Raw genomic sequence first — 17,870 nt, 5'->3', positions numbered from 1 at the left:
TCGGAGGGCCGGCCCGAAGGCCGGCTCGCGCGGTTCCGCCCAAAATGTTTAGCTGCCCCGTTGCCTGCGTATTCAGTCACGGTGTCGCACAGCGCTGTCTGATCCAGCTCAACGGCACGCCAGAAGGAAAGTTCGCTGATCGGAGACAGGGCGGCGCATCGATAGCGATGTGATCGCTGAAAGTCTCGACTCGAGCGCACCAGCGCTCCAGGCATTCAGCGCCTAAACTGTCTGGGACGTAGCCGGATCATGACCGAGAGGTGTTGTTTCGATGGGATCCCGGACGGTGGTCGCCGACGTCGCCGATGAGTTGGCGCGCCGCGTAGCCACCGGCGAGTACCGGCCCGGCGAGCTGATGCCGTCGGTTCGCCAGGTCGCCGACGAGTTCGGGATGAACCGCGCTACCGCCCAGCTCATCCTCGGACGCCTCGAGTCCTACGGATTCGTCGAGGCAAGGCGAGGTAAGGGCTTCACCATCCGCGATGTCCGCGTCGAGGGCGGTATGGACGTCTACCGGCACCTGTTCCGGTTCTCGATCACCGCGCCCGCGGTCGCCGCCGAGATGTTCACCGACATCGTCGAGGTCGAACGCGGCATCGTGGGTGAGGCGCTGCTCGCCTATACGGCGGGAGAGAAGGTGCTCGATCCGGCCGAGCTCGCCGCCGCCGTCGACGAGCTGGAGGCGATGGCACGTCAGGCCGTGCCCGACCACGCGCGCATCATCGCCGCCGAGATCGCGCTGGTGCGCAAGCTACTCGGCGTGCTCGAGATGAGTATGCAACGCGCGGTACTGAATTCGATCGCCGATATGGTCGTCGAGGTGCCGGAGGCGGTCGCCGCCTATTTCGCCGTCGCGCCCGATCTGCACGTGCTCGTCTGGCGCGCGCTGCTCGCGGTGTGGGATGCCGAATCCGCCCCGAGCGAGGCGCAACTCGCGCTGTTCGGTGACTTGTTCGCGCTGTACCACGAGAAGGTGATCGCCCGCTTCGGGCAACTCGTCGGCGAGACTCCGGTCCACACCGTGCCGCTGAGCTCGGCCGTCTGAACCACCCCGGCTAGCTGTCTGAGTCGGATTTCTTCGTCGTCTCCGCGGTGTGCACCCACGGCAGATGGTGTGGCACCACCGTGTCGATGATGGTGCTCACGCGCGGCGTGTGCGCGGTGGCCAGACCGGAGCCGACCATCACGCCCAGCGCGATCGACATCACCGACAGCAGCGCCGAGACCAGCACCTCCAGCCCGCCGGTCGACACCCCCGACAGCGAATGCGTGACGAGGTCGGAGATCCCGGTGAGGCTGATCCCGCCGGGCACCAGCATCCAGAACGCGGGCAGGAACGCCACCTGGGTCGGTGGCGCGTGCTTGCGGCCCTGGATCAGATACGCGGCGTTCACGGCGACCAGCCCGCCGAGGAACGTGCCGGTCAGCGGACCGGACACATGCTTGCCGAGGACCTGCGCCGCGTAGGTGATGTAGAGGACGAGCAGCAGCCAGCCCACCGTGTTCTGCGGTGCGCTCGACCGCCACGAATGCCCGTACCCGATCAGCAGCACCCCGACTATCGGTGCCCACCACCCCAATTGGGCACTGCTCACCGGCGGATCCGACAGCGGCCCGAGCACACTGACCCCCACGTAGGAACCCAGCGCGAGCAGGAACAGCATGTTGATGCCGTAGACGACCCGGCTGGCACCGGCCACCATCGACCCGGTCGCCAACTCGATCGTGCCGTTGGTGAGCATCGCACCGGGCAGCAGCGTCGCGACCGCGGGAATCAGCAGTTGCTGCGGCTGCCCACCGGCGAGCGCGCCGGGAAAGCCGTACGCGAGCACCGCGACCACCGCCGACGCGACCACCGGCAACGCCATCGACAGCAGCCGCACCCGATCGGCGAGCTGAGTCAGCACACCGACGACCAGCCCGAGCACCACATAGCCGACCAGCGCCCGTGCGCCCGGGTTGAGCATCATGCCGATACCGACGGTCAGCACGACCTGCCCGAGCAGGATCAGCCACGGTGGGCTGCCGGGTTTCTGGGTCAGGATCGTGTCGAGATCCCTCGATGCCCGGCTCGGCGGCGGCGCGTCCTGCTCGATCTGGTCGATCAGCCGGTAGAGGCCGTCGATCTGGTCCAGCGGCAGGGTGCCGACGCGGGCATCGAGCATGTCGATGGCGGAGCTTTCGTCGGTGCGTACCCGGACGAAGACCGCGGTGGGCAGCACCATGAAATGGATATTGGCGGTGCCGTAGCGCCGCGACAGCTTGTCGAGGATGACCTGCACCCGTGCGGAGGTCTCGCCGGCGCCGACCAGCGCCACGCCGATGCGACACAGCAGATTCAGCAGATCGGCGGGTACGGGCGGGTCGACGGGTTCGTGCTCGGTGGGTCGCGGCGCGGCCTTCGCGTATTGCTCGCGGACCTTGGCGATGGCGTGCGTAACCCGGGTTCTGGCCACGTTCCAGGTCTTGCTCGCGTATTCCTCCGAACCCATGTCACCGCCGTCCGCAACCGCTGGGCAATGCTGCGGGACGGTGTCTTAACACCGCCCCGCAGGGTAGATACGCCGAGTGTAGTGCCTCTTCCGCGCAATGAATGGACCCAGCAAACGGATGGAATCGGACCGCATCCCGAGATCTCGCGACTACATGGGTAACTCACCGGGAACGGGCTCACCGGCGAGGCTGGGAGCTCGCCGCGTCGCCGACTACCCCGCACTCGAGTCTGGCTGGAAGTTCCCGGAGAGGCGGACCAGCTAGGAGTCCCCGGCGAGGCGGACCAGCCGGTCGTAGGCGGTGACGTATTCCTCGACGAGGCGGTTGACCACGTCGGCGCTGCGTTCGACCTTGTTCATCATGCCGACCACCTGGCCGACCGGGTTGAAGTTCACGTCCTTGGCGGCTTCGGGGTAGCGGTGGCCGCGCTTGACGCCGTCGAGGGCCACCATCATCTGCAGCGGCATCGGCAGCGGGTCGGGGGTGTCGGTGGACTCCCAGGCGTCGGTCCAGTCGTTCTTCAGCATGCGGCACGGCTTGCCGGTCCAGGAACGCGAGCGGACGGTGTCGTGGCTGGTCGCCTCGAGGTAGGTGTCCATCTGGGCGGGCGGCACATTGGCCTCCTCGACGGTGAGCCACAGCGACCCGGTCCACGCGCCCGCCGCGCCCATCGCCAGCGCCGCCGCGACCTGCGCGCCGTTGCCGATGCCACCGGCGGCCAGCACCGGTACGTCGCCGATCGCGTCGATCACCTGCGGCCACAGCACCAGCGAGGACACCTCGCCGCAGTGCCCGCCGCCCTCGGTGCCCTGGCACACCACGAAGTCGAGGCCTGCCGCCTTGTGGTTCATCGCGTGCTTGACCGAACCGCACAGCGCGCCGATCACCCGGCCGGAGTCCTGGATGCGCTTGACCACGTCGTCGGGCGGGGTGCCCAGCGCGTTGGCGACGAGCTTGGCCTTGGGGTGGTTCAGGATGACGTCGACCTGCGGTCCCGCGGTGGTCGCGGTCCAGCCGAGCAGCTCGTTGTGGTGCTCACCGTCGGGCAGCGCGGGCACGTTGTGGTCGGTGAGGATCTGCTGGGCGAAGTCGCGATGGCCCTGCGGAACCATCTGCGCCAGCTGCTTTTCCAGCTGTTCGGGGGTGAGCCCGTCGACGCCCTTGCCCTCGTACTTCGACGGGATCACCAGGTCGACGCCGTAGATCCCGGTGACGTGTTCGTCGAGCCAGGCCAGCTCCACCTCGAGCTGTTCGGCGGTGAAGCCGACCGCGCCGAGCACCCCCAATCCGCCCGCGTTGCTCACCGCCGCCACGACGTCGCGGCAGTGGGTGAAGGCGAAGATGGGGAACTCGATGCCGAGCTGTTCGCAGAATTCGGTACGCATACCGAACTGTAACACGTTCTAGTTTGGTCGAGAACGGTTAATTTCTACAGCGCGGCATCCTCCAGCGCGGCCAGCGAATCCTCGAGGTGATCGAGCAGTCGATGCAGGTCGGGCAGCGTGCGACGGCAGCCGACCAGACCGAAATCGAGGTTGTCACCGCTGGAGGTGAGCGTGATGTTCACGGCCTGCCCGTCGAGCGGGATCGACAGCGGATAGGTGGCGTCCAGACGCGAACCGTTCCAGTACAGCGACTCGCGCGCTCCGGGCACATTCGAGATGACGATATTGAACGGCGGCGTCGCCACCGAGGCGAACCCGGGCAGCAGCATCGCCGCCATCGGACTCAACATCACCCCGGCCATCGCCAGCGTCTGCGCCGGGGTGAGCGAGTGGTACACCTCCTTGTTGCGACGCGTCGACTCGCTCACCACCCGCAGGCGTTCCAGCGGGTCCGCGATATCGGTGCCCAGATTGCACAGCAGCGCCGCGACTTTCACGCCCTGGCTGTCGACGTCGTCTTCCTCGCGCAACGACATCGGCACCATCGCGATCATCGGCTTGTCCGGCAAGGCGTCGCGCTCGAGCAGGTAGGCCCGCAGCGCGCCCGCCGACATCGCCAGCACCACATCGTTCACGGTGGCCCCGGTCGCCTTCTTCACCTGCTTGACCCGATCCATCGACCAACTGCGCACCGCGCATTTGCGGGCACCGCCGATCGGCACGTTGAACAGCGTGCGCGGCGCCTCGAACGGCAAGGTGAGCTGCTGCTGCACCAGACCGGTGCGGGTGGCCTTCATCAACGCCGTGGTCGACGAACGCGCCGATGTGACGGTATCGATCAGGCTGCCGAGCCGGGATTTGCCGGGGCGCGGCGGGCCGAGCTTGCGCGGCAGGTTCCACGGCCGCCTGAGCTCGGTCGCGAACGGGTCGGTGGTCAGTGTGCGCCGCATGAGGCGCTGGGCCGACACGCCGTCGACCAGTGCGTGATGCATCTTCGAGTAGAGCGCGAAGCGCCCGTCGGCCAGGCCCTCCACGAAGTGCAGCTCCCACATCGGGCGGTGCCGGTCGAGCAGGGCGCTGTGCAAGGTCGACGCGTGGTCGAGCAGCTGGTCGATACGGCCCGGCCCGGGCAGGGCGCTGCGCTGCACGTGATAGTCCAGGTCGACGTCGTCGTCCTGGGTCCACGCCATCTGCGGTGCGCCCAGCCAGGTGGCGGGCCGCTTGCCGAACGTGGGCCGAACGGTCTTGTCGGCCAGCAAGGCCGCGCGGAACTCGCGCAGATAGTCGGGCCCGGCGTCCTCGGGCGGTTCGAATAATTGCAGTGAGCCGACGTGCATCGGGTGCTCACGAGATTCCGCGAGCAGGAACAGCGCATCCAACGGCGCGATGAGATCCATGAAAGATCGCCCCCTGACGAGAGTGGATCGGTGCAAAGTCTTCAGACGATCGACCACGCTGTCGGGTTCGGCACCCCTGCGTGCCGTATATCCAAGTTACCCGTCCGTCCGGGGTCGCGTCAGCTGAACGCCCGGACCATCACGAACTCCATGGTGTTCACCGGATGTTCAGCTCGCGGAAGAGTACTGGATGCTCGAGCTGAGCGAACACGGCGCGCCGCGGATGAGTAGAGCTCTACGAAAACAGGCCGCGACACCACATGTCGCGGCCCGATTTCTTGTTCGGGTCAGACTTTGACGGTCTGCGCTTCGCGCGGGTCGACGGCGTCGCGCGGATCGTCTTCCTGCGACGCCTCATTCGTGAGCTGCGCCTCGATGAGCTGCGGTGCCTCGGTGGGCTGTTGCGGCTCGGTCGACTGCTCGGGCTCGGCCGTCGGCTCGGGCTCGGTGGGCTTTTCGGCGGTGACTTCCTCGAATGCGACTTCTTCCGAACGGGTTTCGGCGACCACCGGCTGCGGCGCCGGAACCGGGTCCGCCCCGCCACCTTTCGAGGCGATCTCGATACCGAGCTCGATGCGCGTCGTCTCGACCAGCGCACGCTCCTGTTCGGCGGCATGGCGCATCGCCTTCTGCCACAGCGACGCCATCTGCTCCAGCTCCTCGACGGTCGCCTCCACGTCGATGTGCAGCTTCAGCCGCTGCATCGTGATGTGCTGGGCGGCGGTGAGGGTGCGCAGCAGGTCTTCGCACTTGTTGGGAATCCGGCGATGCGCCACCACCCGAAGACGAGTCAGCGTGCCGCCCGGGCGATCCCAGATCACCTTGTGGATCTGCGCGCTGACGCTGTCGATCTCGTCGGTGGTGACCAGATCCCATTCACCGCAGGTGGTCAGGTCGGCGCGCACCGAGGCCGACATCTCCAGGATCGAGGCGACCGCGGCGAGCACCGCCTCGCGGCGCCACGCCTCGTGATCGCGCTGGTCACCCACCATGTTCGACAGTTCGACATTGCGCTGCGCTGCGTCGAGTGCCTGCCTGCCGCGCTCGTCGGCGGCCGCGATTCCTTCCCGGTGGGTTCGGTTGTTGGCGATGACGCCGACCAGAACTGCGCCGGCGACGGGGAGCGAGCCGAGGAGTGGGAGCCACTGAGTCACCCAGCGATCATTGCACCGGTGCTCGCAACAGTCACCATGATCGGCGCGTTGGTATCGATGTCGCGTGTCAGCTCGGCGCCGGAACCCGGTGCAGAAAATCGACCAGGGGGGCGAGTTCGGGGATCTGCTCCGCGTCGGCGAGTGCCTTCTCGAGTGCTCGATCGTGGGTCGGTTTCGCCTTTTCGTAGGCGGCCCTGCCGGTTTCGGTGAGTTCGGTGTAGATGCCGCGGCGGTCGTCGGCGCACAGTACGCGCACCAGGAAGCCGCGGTCTTCCAGCCGGTTGACCAGCCGGGTGGTCGCGCTCGCCGACAGTGCGGCCGCGCGGGCCAGCTGGGAGATCCGCATGTGCCAGCCGTCCTGCCGGGCCAGTGCGTCGAGCACGGTGAACTCGACGATCGACAGCTCGTGTTCGCGCACCAGCTCGCGTTCGAGCGCGGTCTCGATGTGCCCGTGCAGCGCGGCCAGGGTGCGCCAGCCGGTCGCCCGTACCTCGACGGCGTCATCAGCAATACCCATGCGACGAGTATAGCTGGCGGTTGCAATATAGCGCGTGTGCAACTATCGTCGATCATCGTTAGTTGCACACGCGGGTAATCGGCCCCTGATGGAAAGAAGCGTTCACATGCCACTCGGTCTCATCGCTCTCGCGCTCGGGGGCTTCGGCATCGGACTCACCGAATTCGTCATCGCGGGGCTGCTCTCCCCGGTGGCGGCCGACCTCGGCGTCTCGGTGCCCACCGCCGGCTACCTCATCTCCGGGTACGCGCTGGCCGTCGTCATCGGCGCGCTCGCGCTGACCCCACTGGTCAACCGGTGGCAGCCCAAGCGGGCATTGCAGCTGCTCATGGTCCTGTTCACCGTCGGCAACGCGGCCTCGGCACTCGCTCCCGGCTACGCCGCGCTGCTCGGCGGGAGGGTGCTCGCGGCCCTCGCCCACGGTGCGTTCTTCGGCATCGGGGCCGTGCTGGCCTCCTCGCTCGTCGCGCCCGAGAAGAAGGCCGGCGCCATCTCGATCATGTTCGGCGGGCTCACCGTCGCCAATGTTCTCGGCGTTCCGCTGGGGACGTTCATCGGCCAGCAGTGGGGCTGGCGGGCCACGTTCGTGGTGATCACCGTGGTCGGGCTGGTCGCGCTGGCCGGCATCACCGCGCTCGTCCCCGACGCGCCCGCCACCCGCGAACGCCCGAACCTGCGGGCCGAGTTGTCGGTCTTCCGCAACACCCAGGTCTGGTACTCGCTGGTCATGACCGTGCTCGTGTTCGGCGGGATGTTCGGTGCCTTCATGTACATCGAACCGCTGCTCACGCGCGTCACCGGCTTCTCCGAAGCGATGGTGCCCTGGCTGCTGGTGCTGTTCGGGGTCGGCCTGTTCTTCGGCAATCTGCTCGGCGGCCGCTGGGCCGACCGCGCACTCACCCGCACTCTGCTCGCGCTCACGCTGGCCCTCGCGCTCTCGCTGGCGGCATTCGCACTGCTCGCCGACTACCGGATCGCAGCACTGCTGTTGCTCCCCGCCATGGGATTCTTCGGCTTCGGCGCCACCCCCGGTCTCCAGATGCGGGTGCTCGACAATGCCGGTGCCGCACCGACTCTCGCCTCGTCGGCCAATATCGCGGCCTTCAACGTGGGCAACTTCCTCGGCGTGTGGCTGTCCGGCCTGGCGATCAGCGCCGGGTTCGGCTGGGTGTCGCCGCTGTGGGTCGGAATGGGATTCGCGGTCACCGGGCTGCTGGTGTTGATCGCCGCGACTCGCGGTGAACGCGCCGTTCGGCCTTCGGTCCCCGAACCCGTCTCGGTCTAGACAGACGAAAATCCCCGGTGCGCAGCGGATAACGCTGCCCACCGGGGATTTCGTGGTTCGTGACTAGTTGGCCGACGGGGTGGTCGTCGGGGCAACGGTGGTGGTCGGCTCGACCGTCGTGGTGGGCGCCACCGTCGTGGTCGGGGCGACCGTCGTGGTGGGGGCCACGGTGGTCGTCGGGGCCGGAGCGGCCGCCTGGTTGGTCGCCGGTTCCGGTGTGGTCGTCGACGGTGTGGTCGTCGACGGGGCCACCGTCGTGGACGGTGCCGTGGTGCTGGTGCCCGTCTTGGACGTGGTGCTCGGCTTGGGGCTGGTCGTCGTCGACTTCGCGGAGGTCTTGGACGTGCTGGTCGGCGCGGTGGTGGTCGTCGCTGGCTTCGTCGGAGCCGCCAGTGCGGCGGTCACCGAGGCATCGTCCGGCGCGGCCTTCGTGTCGATGGTCTCGCCCGCCTGCGCCTGCTTGGCCAGGTGCGTCAGCCAGGCTGCCGCGTACTCCGCCGAGGTCAGCGGCTTGCCGTTCGCGGCGTCGGAATCACGCCAGTAGTCGAAGTGGTGACCGGTGCCGTTCGGGCCGAGAGTCAGCTGGTACGGATCGTTCATCACCACCGGGATCGTGTTCTGGTTCGTCACGATCAGCCCCACGATCTCGTTGAAGATCTTCTGCGGCAGGTACGCCAGCGGCGAGAGCTGCTCACCGGCGATCACGTCGGCCTTCGCGGGCGTGGTGGTCTGTCCCGGCTTGTAGTCCGGGTCCGACACCTTCAGCAGTACGTCGAGGAAGGTTTCGTCGCTGGCCATCCAGTTCGGGTTCGAGCCGATGTCGGAGAACGCGGCCATCGCGATCCGGCCCAGCGTGAACGCCATGTCCTGGCCCATCGCCGGGGTGATCGCGGTGATGCCGTTGCGTTCCAGGTCGGCGCGCTGCAGTTCGTCGATATTGATCTGACGACCCACATTGGCGGCCAGCTGCAGCAGGGAGATGTTGTCCGGTGCTGCGCAGGTGAGGTCGCCCTCGGAGCAGAAGGAGGCGATCTTGCCGTTGAGCGCGCCGAAATCAGCGCCCGTGGTGACGCCCTGACCCGAGATCGGGGTCTTGCCGTCCTGGTACTTCTGGTCGAAGTTGTCGGGGCGCGCGAACGGGTCGTCCGCACCGAGGAAGGTGCCGTCGCCTGCCTTGCGGCCCGGATCGGCGAACATCACCACACCGAGCACGTCGTCCGGGTTCACGGTCGCGTACCCGTCGGCGGGGTCGTCGTTGCCGATGCCCTCGGCCACCCGACGCACCACATCGGCGCCCTCGCTGTAGCCCACGATCGAGAATTTGGTGTCCGGGCAGGCCGCCGAGATCTCGCGCATCACCTGCTGGGTGTTCTCCACACCCCGGTTGACCGCGTCCTCATAGCTCGCCAGATCGGCCGGGTAGGCGATGTACACCGCCGCGTAGTCGCCCTCGGCCACGTCGTCACGCGGGGCGTTCACCACCGGATCCACCCACACACTGCTGTGGTCGCCCGACAGCGCGGCGGGCAGCGGATTCCCGTTGGCATCGAGCAGCATCGCCGTCGTGCCCTCGACCGGGGTGTCGTTGCGTCCGGCCACCGAGATGGTCACCATCTCGCGGCACTCCGTCACCGACGTCGTCAGCTCGTAGCTGGGTGATTTCGGCTGCGACGTCACCGCGAAGGACGCGGCGACAATCGCCGCGACACCCAACGCCGCAGGCGCGGCAACAGCTGAAGCAATGCGATGTTTCGCGAGAAACTCACGCAGATTCATATGTGATCCCGTTCGAATGACCTACAGGTGGGCAGGCCCCCCGACGGGCCGCATGTCACGAACAATGTCGCGCCCACCAGCAAGATCGTTACTGACGCAAACGGGAAGCCCTGCCCCCATTTCCTGGGTCATGCGCGATCGCTCTCACCGAGAAGGTCCGGCGGATGGCGTCGCGGAGCCACTGGTGGGCGCCGTCGGCGGTGTGACGGGGGTGCCAGGCCATGCCGATCGTGAGGGGCGGTAGGGCCAGGGGGATGTCGAGCAGGTGCAGGCCGAGGGCGGTCGCGTCGTCGGTGAGGGGCGACGGTTCGGCGCCGGGGAGCGCGGCGGGAACCAGGCAGACGATGTCGGAGCGGGCGGCGAGGGTCATGGCGGCCAGGTGGCTGGGCAGGACGACGCTGACCCGCCGCCGGAGGTGCTGCTCGGCCAGCGCCGCGTCGAGCGGGCCGGTGAATCGGCCACGGCGGCTGACCGCGACGTGCTGGGCGGCCGCGAGCCGGGCCGGGGTCAAGGATTCTTCGGTCAGGTGGTGGCCCGGTCGGACAGCCGCCACCATGCGCAGCGTCACCAATTCCTCGACCTGGGTTTCGGGATCGACGTGATCGATGGACCCGACCTCCAGATCGATCCGGCCGTCGCGCAGCGCGGATCCCGCCTCCCACTCTTCGGCCAGCAGCCGGAACGAGACCCCCGGCGCCTCCTGTGCGGCCAGCGCCAGCAGCCGGGGCGCCAGCGCCGCGCCGACCAGGTCGGCGGTTTGGAGGGTGAAGGTGCTGCTCAGACCGGCGGGATCGACGCCGGAACCGGGACTGAGCAGTGCTCCGAGACTCCGCACCACCGCGGCGGCTTCTTCGCGCAGGGCCTCGGCACGCGGGGTGGGGACCATGGTCTGTCCGGCCCGGACCAGGAGGGGATCTTGGAGGATGCGGCGCAACCGGGCGAGGGTGCGGCTCATCGCCGCGGGCGAGGTGTGCAGGCGGGCGGCGGCGCGGGTGACGCTGTTCTCGGCCAGCAAGGCGTCCAGCGCGAGGGCGAGATTGGCGTCGACGACCGGATCAGAGCTGTTCACCAGCATTATTCCATTTCAGTCAATAATTCAGTGCTGAAATTCCTATTGTGGCAATACGTGGTTCTCCGCAGGATGACGGGTGTCCCGATTCACCACTACCTGCGAGGCGAACATGATCGTCATCACTGCTCCCACGGGGAACATCGGCCGTCCCCTACTCGCCCAGCTCCTGGATTCGGAGGAGGAATTGCGGGTGATCGTGCGTGATCCCGCACGCCTGCCCGACACCCCACGCGGACGCGTCGAGGTGATCACCGGCTCGCACGCGGACGCCCACGTCCTCGATCGAGCCTTCGACGGCGCAGACGCCGTGTTCTGGCTCGTCCCCCCTGATTCCTCCCGACCCCCGCACGACGGCTGGAGCGGTTTCACCAGCCCCGCCGCACGGGCGCTCGCAGCCCACGGTGTCGGCTGGGTCGTCGCGGTGTCGGCACTGGGCCGCGGCACCCCACTCGCCGACCACGCCGGCTTGGTCACCGCGTCCCTCGCCATGGACGACCTCATCGCCGGGAGCGGCGTCGCCTACCGGGCATTGGCCAATCCGTCCTTCTTCGAGAACCTCCTGGAGGACATCGACTCGATCCGCGACGAGGGCGTGTTCGTCGATGTCGTCGACGCCGACCGCAAGGCCCCGATGGTCGCGGTCGCCGACATCGCGGCCGTCGCCGCCGAGCTGCTGCTCGACCGCTCATGGACCGGTACCGACAGCGTCCCCGTCCTCGGCCCGCAGGACCTGTCACCCAACGACCTGGCCCGCATCATGACCGAACAGCTCGACCGCCCCGTCCGTTACGAACGTCAGTCCCTCGACGAACTACACACCACTCTCGTGGGCTACGGCCTCGACGCGGCGTTCGCCCAGGGAGTCGTCGACATGAAGCGAGCCAAGGACCAGGGCCTCGACGCCGGTGTCACCCGCACTCCGGAAACGGCGTCTCCCACCAGCTTCGAGCAGTGGTGCGCCACCACCCTGAAGCCCGCTGTCTTCTCCTGAACCCACCCTCCGACCCGTACCACCAAGACCTTTGGAGACATTTTCATGCCCGCTGCGCACACCGAACCCCCGGTCACGGCATTCATGCTCGTCAAGACCACACCCGAATGGCTCGCCCTGACCGTCCCGGAACGTGTGGACGCCTTCACCACCCAGGTCCTGCCCGCCATCGAAGCCAAGACCACCGGTGTGCGGTCACGCTTCTACGACACCGAGTTCTACTCCGTCCGCGTCACCGATGTCTGGGTATGGGAAGCGGAAAGTCACCTCGCCTACCAACTGCTCATCGACGCCCTGCGCGAAACCCCTTTCTGGGACCGCTATTTCGAGGTCGTCGACCTCCTCGTGGGCACCGAGAACGGCTACGCGCGCACCTACGGTCTCGATACCGTTGCCACTATCAGCACCTGAAACCGATTGTCCGACTCAGTGTTCGGGTGCGCAATGCCGCCGATGCGGTGCCGCGCCACCCGTCCGGGGTGCTCTGGCGCGGCTCATGGGCTGCTCGCCGGCGCTTTCGCCGCGAGTCGTCCGGCCGCTACCGTCGCCGCCGCGATGGTGCACAGCGCCGCCAGCATGATCGCCGAGCCCTCACCCGGCACGAGCACCCCCAGCTGACTGCCGACGGTCACCGCCGCGACCGGCACCCCGATCTGTGCCGCGGCGAGTGTGCCGTAGGCGACCGGCTGGCCGAGCAGTCGCGCCGCACAGTGCACGCCGACAGCCCCGAGGCCGAGTACCGAGCCGAGCAGGATGAACTGCGGGTGTTCCCCGAACTCGCGCAGATCGAGCCGGGCGCCGAGCCAGACGAAGAACAGCGGAGCGAGCAGCCCATCGCTGATCGCGAACACCTGCTTGGCCACCCGACGTGGTTCGCCGACACCGGCCACCGCCAACCCCGCCGCGAACCCGCCGAGCATGATCGACACGTGCATCGCGCTGGCCACCCCGCACAGCGCGAACACCAGAACCAGACTCACCCGCAGTTCCAGCGTGAATTTCCGGTCCTCGGACACCTCGTGCACCTGACGCTGCGCACCCGATGTCTGGAGATAGCGCAGCACGAAGAACATCACGGTCGCGCAGAGCGCCACGACCACCGCGCCGATCGCGGCTCTGCCGGCGTTCGCCGGATCGATCACCAGCGGCAGCGCGACGATGCAGGCGGTGTCGGCGATGGCCACCTGCGCGGTGAGCGCGAGCACCGGCGGCCCACTCAACCGCATCGAGTCGATGATGGGCAACGCCATCGCCGCGGACGACGACGCCATCAGCACCGCGTAGACCGCCGCGTGCCCGACGTCGAACGCCTGCGCCACCGCCCAGCCCGCCACCGCCGCGACCACGCCGACCAGCACGGCACGCACCACGCCGATACCGAGCGCGGTCCGGACTCGCGGATCACGCACCGGAACATGGGTACCCGCGGCGAACATCACCAGCGCGAAGCCCATGTCGGCGAGGAAGACGAAGATCGGATCGGTGGGGTCGAGGATGCGTAGACCGGTGGTGCCGAAGATGATTCCCGCGACGAGTTCGCCGAGCAGCACCGGCAGATACAGCTGTCTCGGCAGGGCGAGCAGTGGCCCGATCAACCCGAGCGCCACCACCAGCGCCAGGGTTGCGAACGTCATGGCATCGCGGCGATCTTGGCGGGGATCTCGACGTTCTCGTCGGCCCAGTACAGCGCGCACACACGGTGATAACCGTCGGCGATCAGCATCGGCACATTCGCGCGGCAGTCACCCCGCACCAGCAGGATCGGCGAGAGCTTCTTGCCCTCGTTCACCTTGAGCAGGTCTCTGCGCACATGCGGATTGTCCGGCGTGAGGGCTTCGAGCTGGGACGCCCGCAGAATGTCCTTCGCCTTCTTGACCACCACCGGCGCGGCCCTGAGCTCGGCCACGATCGCGTCGACCGTCGCCTTGTCGCCCAGCAGATCGAGATAGTCGGCGGCAGCGGGATAGTCATGATCTTCCGGAGCGGACTTCCACTCCACCTGCAGAATCTGGTCAGCCATCGACCCATCATCCGCCGCACCCGACCGATTCCCCGGGAGGTCGCCGGATGTCGCCGATCGGTTTCGCGATCGGTATCGGCGTCAGCGAACTCGGGCGGGAAGGTCGGCTTCCGCGTTCACCAGAGGTCGACCCAGTGCGGGCGCAGCGACAGATCGAATCCCGCGGCGCGTCCGCGTACCAGCATCGGCAGCGTGGCGCCTTCCGGGAACCGGTGCCGAATCGTCCGCGACTCCCTTGACCTGAACCACTGTTGAGGGTCGAGAGTTTCTCTCATGAGCACGAACATGATTCAGCCCCCGGTCGTCGATGACGACACCGTGGACCACACCGCCGACATCGCCGCGATTCGCCGGATCATCACCGACACGCAGACCGCCTACAACACCAACGACGCCGAACTCATGACCGCACAGTTCACCGCGAACGCGGTGGTCGGCAATGCCGTCGGCATGCTGATCAGCGGACACGACGCGTTGCTCGACGCGAACCGCCGCGGGCTGGCCGGATTCCTGAAGGACGAATACGTCCGATACGACGTCGTCGACGTGACCTTTCTGCGCCCGGATGTGGCCATCGCCCACAAGACCGCACGCGCCACCACCGCCGACGGCACCCTGATCGACACCGAACCGGCGATGGTCGCGCTGTACGTACTGGTCGAGCAGAACGGGCAGTGGTGGACCGCCGCTCGGCAGAACACCCTGGTCCCGTCAGCGGGGTGATCCCACCGTGGCGCGGCGGCTGGTCAGCCGCGGGCCATATCGACGAAACGGCTGAGGTGCAGCTGGTGGGCGACGGTGATCGTGGCGGTCGGACCATTACGGTGTTTGCCGACGATGAGGTCGGCCTCGCCGCCTCGGGGGTCGTCGCGTTCGATGGCATCCGGCCGGTGGAGCAGGATGACCATGTCCGCATCCTGCTCGAGCGATCCAGATTCACGCAGATCGGACACCATTGGCCGCTTGTCGGTTCGCTGTTCCGGACCACGGTTCAGCTGCGAGATCGCGATCACCGGAACCTCGAGTTCCTTGGCGAGCAGTTTGAGGTGTCGCGAGAATTCCGAGACTTCCTGCTGACGTGATTCGACCTTCTTGCCCGAGCTCATCAGCTGCAGGTAGTCCACCACAACGAGTTTCAGGTCATGACGCTGCTTGAGCCGCCGCGCTTTCGCCCGAATCTCCATCATGGTCAAGTTCGGCGAATCATCGACGAACAGCGGCGCCTCACTGATCTCACTCATCCGCCGAGCCAACTTGGTCCAGTCGTCATCGCTCATCCGCCCGGACCGCATATCACCGAGCTTGATCTTCGCCTCGGCCGACAGCAGACGCATGACGATCTCGGTGCGGCTCATTTCCAGCGAGAAAATAACGCTCGCCATGCCGTGCTTGATCGAGCAACTCCGCATGAAATCCATACCGAGCGTGGAATTGTGCGTCGGCACCATCGAGCGACCGGCCAGGTAGAGATGATCGGCATTGTCGACTTCGACGCAGCGCACGGGCACTGACTCGACGCGCCGCACATCGACAATGTAGCGGGAGTTCGATCGAGCCGTGCTCACCGCGGCGCGACGTTCCTTGTGCAGCAGCGCCTTCCGGTACAGACCGAACACCTCGTCATCCGTGGCGAACGTCAGTGTGTAGCACGTCGACGACTGCTCCGAACGGCCGCGCACCCGCTTTGTCGACACACCACAGCGATAGCCGAGGCTGACGACCAGTTCCTGAACATCGCGGAACAGGCGTTCGCTGGTGACCGCGAACTGGGCAGACCCGCCGTGGGTGACGGTCCCGTCGGTGTCGAGCAGACCTGCCAGGAGTGCCCGACGCTGAGATTCGGACGAGCGCAGGTAGGCAGTAGGAATGTGCTTGTCACCGAGTACCCCGAGCGTGCGGAGCCGGGCCTGCACGCTGCCGACCGAATTCCGGCACGACTGGCACAGACGCAAACCGATCGATGGGCCGCCGCACTGCGAGCAGGTCGGCGCGGGAACGGGTTCGGATACGAATCGTGCCTTACCGCCGCAGGAACGGCCGCAGGTACGGACCTCACTGGTGAACGGAGTGAATTCGGTGCCGCACACCACGCAGGGGCGGGCCGCGACGGGTTCATCAGCGGGGAGCGTGAGCTGGAATCGCCACTGCGCCGATCGTGAAGGAACCGCCACGATGCCTTCGGCCTCGATACGCGCGATGATTTCCGGGTCGACACTGGTGATCTGAGCTGCCGCGGAGGTGCCGTCGCCCAACCAGGCGCCCAGTGTGTAGGGCGGGACGAGAAGCTCGCGCTCAGGTAGTTGCAGTGGCTCCGCGTTGGTGACGGAGTGGTTGATCCTCTTGTCCGCGGTATCGCAACGCACGGTGTCGGCAATCTGTGCCGTGGTGCGGACTTCGGCGAACACCTGCGCTGAACGGCGTGACGCGCGCGTCTCGGTCAACCACTGGTGTTGCTCGTCTGCGACGAGCACTGTCCCATCGGAGAACTCGACCTCGTAGCACGGCCGGTCGACCATGACCTCGGTCGCTGCGACGACGCGCGTCGGACGGCCCTGTGCATCGAGCAGCTCCTCACCGACACGAACCTCACCCATGGTGGTCCAACCACCAGGCGTCGGCAGCGGAGTGTCCAGCGCCAGCGCCTTACCCACACCGGGTCGGGCCGCCACGATGATCATCTGCCCGGGATGCAGCCCGTTGGTGAGTTCGTCGAGTTCGGTGAAGCCGGTGGGGACGCCGAGGGAGATGCCGCCACGGGAGGCGATGGAGTCGATTTCGTCCATGGTGGGCTGGAGGAGTTCTTCCAGCGGGGTGAAGTCCTCGGTGGTGCGGCGTTCGGTGACTTCGTAGATTTCGGCCTGGGCGCGGTCGACCACCTCGGCGACGTCTTGGCCGTCGGCGCCGGCGTAGCCGAACTGGACGATGCGGGTGCCCGCTTCGACGAGGCGGCGCAGGATGGCCTTTTCGGCGACGATCTCGGCGTAGAAGCCGGCGTTGGCCGCGGTGGGGACGGTCTGGGTGAGGGTGACCAGGTAGGGCGGGCCACCGATGCGCTTGAGTTCGCCGCGGCGGTCGAGGCCTGCCGAGACGGTGACGGGGTCGGCGGGTTCGCCGCGGCCGTAGAGGTCGAGGATGGTGTCGTAGATCGCCTGGTGCGCGGGGCGGTAGAAGTCGCCGGGGCGCAGCACCTCCACCACATCGGCGATGGCGTCCTTGCTCAGCAGCATGCCGCCGAGGACGGACTGCTCAGCGGCCATATCGTGCGGAGGCTGACGACCGAAGTCCTCGCCGGGGGGTTCAGGCGTGAACTCGGTTTGCGCGCGGTCACCGGTGGTTGTCACCAGGGGAGTCCTCTCTGCCCGCAGAACCGGGGTTTCACATCGATGTTCTCGTTGTACTCCCGGACACCGACACGGATGTCAGCAATCGGTTGCCTGCGTGATTCCCGGGGCCGCGCGCAGGGCAATGCGACGAACCTAGGCGACGTTTTCGGGACTCGCCAACCCGACATGTGCACACAACTGTGGATAACTTGGGGGTAGTTCACCCGTTGTTGTGCAGCGCCTGTGGAAAACATGGGGAAAACCCAGGTCAGTACGGTAAAACGCCCTGCTAGACCCCGGTTTGCCCAACTTCGTCCCTGTGGATGAAAGAAGTTCCGGCGTGTCGGTCGAGGTGAACAGCCGGGCGTGTTGGGTTAACAGCGATGGTGCAGGCTATGACTGGAGTCACAAATCTGCCGGTCGGTTTCCGCAGTCATCCACAGGGTGAATAACCGGA

15 protein-coding genes are annotated in these 17,870 nt (G+C 67.1%); 5 read left to right on the top strand and 10 right to left on the bottom strand.

Annotated elements, in window-relative coordinates; genetic code table 11:
- Positions 1 to 271 precede the first annotated feature (271 nt).
- Entirely contained in the window at positions 272 to 1,045 is a 774-nt protein-coding gene (locus tag ACWDXS_RS16895; protein WP_358185311.1) for a GntR family transcriptional regulator, read from the top strand.
- A gap of 10 nt (positions 1,046 to 1,055) precedes the next feature.
- On the opposite strand, the gene ACWDXS_RS16890 is transcribed toward ACWDXS_RS16895, so the two are convergent.
- From ACWDXS_RS16890 to ACWDXS_RS16870, 5 genes are all read right to left on the bottom strand, one after another.
- Positions 1,056 to 2,492, bottom strand: a complete 1,437-nt coding sequence (locus tag ACWDXS_RS16890; protein WP_449966594.1) for a threonine/serine ThrE exporter family protein — start codon at positions 2,490 to 2,492, stop codon at positions 1,056 to 1,058.
- Between the two features lie 261 nt (positions 2,493 to 2,753).
- Positions 2,754 to 3,878, bottom strand: coding sequence for an NAD(P)H-dependent flavin oxidoreductase (locus ACWDXS_RS16885; protein WP_378989281.1), 1,125 nt, complete (start codon positions 3,876 to 3,878; stop codon positions 2,754 to 2,756).
- Between the two features lie 44 nt (positions 3,879 to 3,922).
- The gene (locus ACWDXS_RS16880; RefSeq protein WP_387446084.1) at positions 3,923 to 5,275 is read right to left on the bottom strand and encodes a WS/DGAT/MGAT family O-acyltransferase; all 1,353 of its coding nucleotides are present in this window, start codon (positions 5,273 to 5,275) and stop codon (positions 3,923 to 3,925) included.
- Positions 5,276 to 5,562: 287 nt separating this feature from the next.
- Positions 5,563 to 6,429, bottom strand: coding sequence for a hypothetical protein (locus tag ACWDXS_RS16875; protein WP_449966588.1), 867 nt, complete (start codon positions 6,427 to 6,429; stop codon positions 5,563 to 5,565).
- 67 nt (positions 6,430 to 6,496) lie between these two features.
- Positions 6,497 to 6,946, bottom strand: a complete 450-nt coding sequence (locus tag ACWDXS_RS16870) for a MarR family winged helix-turn-helix transcriptional regulator (protein WP_449966585.1) — start codon at positions 6,944 to 6,946, stop codon at positions 6,497 to 6,499.
- Between the two features lie 106 nt (positions 6,947 to 7,052).
- Here ACWDXS_RS16870 and ACWDXS_RS16865 point away from each other — a divergent pair, with 106 nt between their 5' ends.
- Complete coding sequence (locus tag ACWDXS_RS16865) at positions 7,053 to 8,231, top strand: MFS transporter (RefSeq protein ID WP_449966582.1); 1,179 nt, start codon at positions 7,053 to 7,055, stop codon at positions 8,229 to 8,231.
- A gap of 63 nt (positions 8,232 to 8,294) precedes the next feature.
- Here ACWDXS_RS16865 and ACWDXS_RS16860 read toward each other — a convergent pair whose 3' ends face one another.
- Together ACWDXS_RS16860 and ACWDXS_RS16855 are read right to left on the bottom strand one after the other, a co-directional pair.
- On the bottom strand, positions 8,295 to 10,007 hold the full coding sequence (locus ACWDXS_RS16860; protein ID WP_378989277.1) for a cutinase family protein: 1,713 nt from the start codon (positions 10,005 to 10,007) through the stop codon (positions 8,295 to 8,297).
- A gap of 88 nt (positions 10,008 to 10,095) precedes the next feature.
- Positions 10,096 to 11,076: a LysR family transcriptional regulator gene (locus ACWDXS_RS16855; RefSeq protein ID WP_449966579.1), complete on the bottom strand. Its 981-nt coding sequence runs from the start codon at positions 11,074 to 11,076 to the stop codon at positions 10,096 to 10,098.
- A 79-nt stretch (positions 11,077 to 11,155) separates the two neighbouring features.
- On the opposite strand from ACWDXS_RS16855, the gene ACWDXS_RS16850 reads away from it, so the two are divergent.
- Both ACWDXS_RS16850 and ACWDXS_RS16845 read left to right on the top strand, forming a co-directional pair.
- Entirely contained in the window at positions 11,156 to 12,070 is a 915-nt protein-coding gene (locus tag ACWDXS_RS16850; RefSeq protein WP_449966576.1) for an NAD(P)H-binding protein, read from the top strand.
- 45 nt (positions 12,071 to 12,115) lie between these two features.
- On the top strand, positions 12,116 to 12,481 hold the full coding sequence (locus ACWDXS_RS16845) for a darcynin family protein (RefSeq protein WP_378989274.1): 366 nt from the start codon (positions 12,116 to 12,118) through the stop codon (positions 12,479 to 12,481).
- 83 nt (positions 12,482 to 12,564) lie between these two features.
- On the opposite strand, the gene ACWDXS_RS16840 is transcribed toward ACWDXS_RS16845, so the two are convergent.
- Both ACWDXS_RS16840 and ACWDXS_RS16835 read right to left on the bottom strand, forming a co-directional pair.
- Positions 12,565 to 13,704 carry a cation:proton antiporter gene (locus ACWDXS_RS16840; protein WP_379312112.1) on the bottom strand — a complete coding sequence of 380 codons (1,140 nt, stop codon included), beginning with the start codon at positions 13,702 to 13,704 and terminating at the stop codon, positions 12,565 to 12,567.
- Complete coding sequence (locus tag ACWDXS_RS16835) at positions 13,701 to 14,078, bottom strand: hypothetical protein (protein WP_378989541.1); 378 nt, start codon at positions 14,076 to 14,078, stop codon at positions 13,701 to 13,703. Before ACWDXS_RS16835 ends, ACWDXS_RS16840 begins: the two co-directional genes overlap by 4 nt.
- A 285-nt stretch (positions 14,079 to 14,363) precedes the next feature.
- Between ACWDXS_RS16835 and ACWDXS_RS16830 the strand changes: the two genes are divergently transcribed.
- A complete protein-coding gene (locus ACWDXS_RS16830) occupies positions 14,364 to 14,813 on the top strand; it encodes an SgcJ/EcaC family oxidoreductase (RefSeq protein ID WP_449966571.1) in 450 nt (149 codons plus the stop codon).
- 23 nt (positions 14,814 to 14,836) lie between these two features.
- On the opposite strand, the gene dnaB is transcribed toward ACWDXS_RS16830, so the two are convergent.
- Entirely contained in the window at positions 14,837 to 17,431 is a 2,595-nt protein-coding gene (dnaB, locus tag ACWDXS_RS16825) for a replicative DNA helicase (protein ID WP_449966568.1), read from the bottom strand.
- Positions 17,432 to 17,870 lie beyond the last annotated feature (439 nt).

This window comes from Nocardia sp. NPDC003183 (genome assembly GCF_053590715.1).
This window is presented reverse-complemented; position numbering and strand designations above follow the sequence as displayed.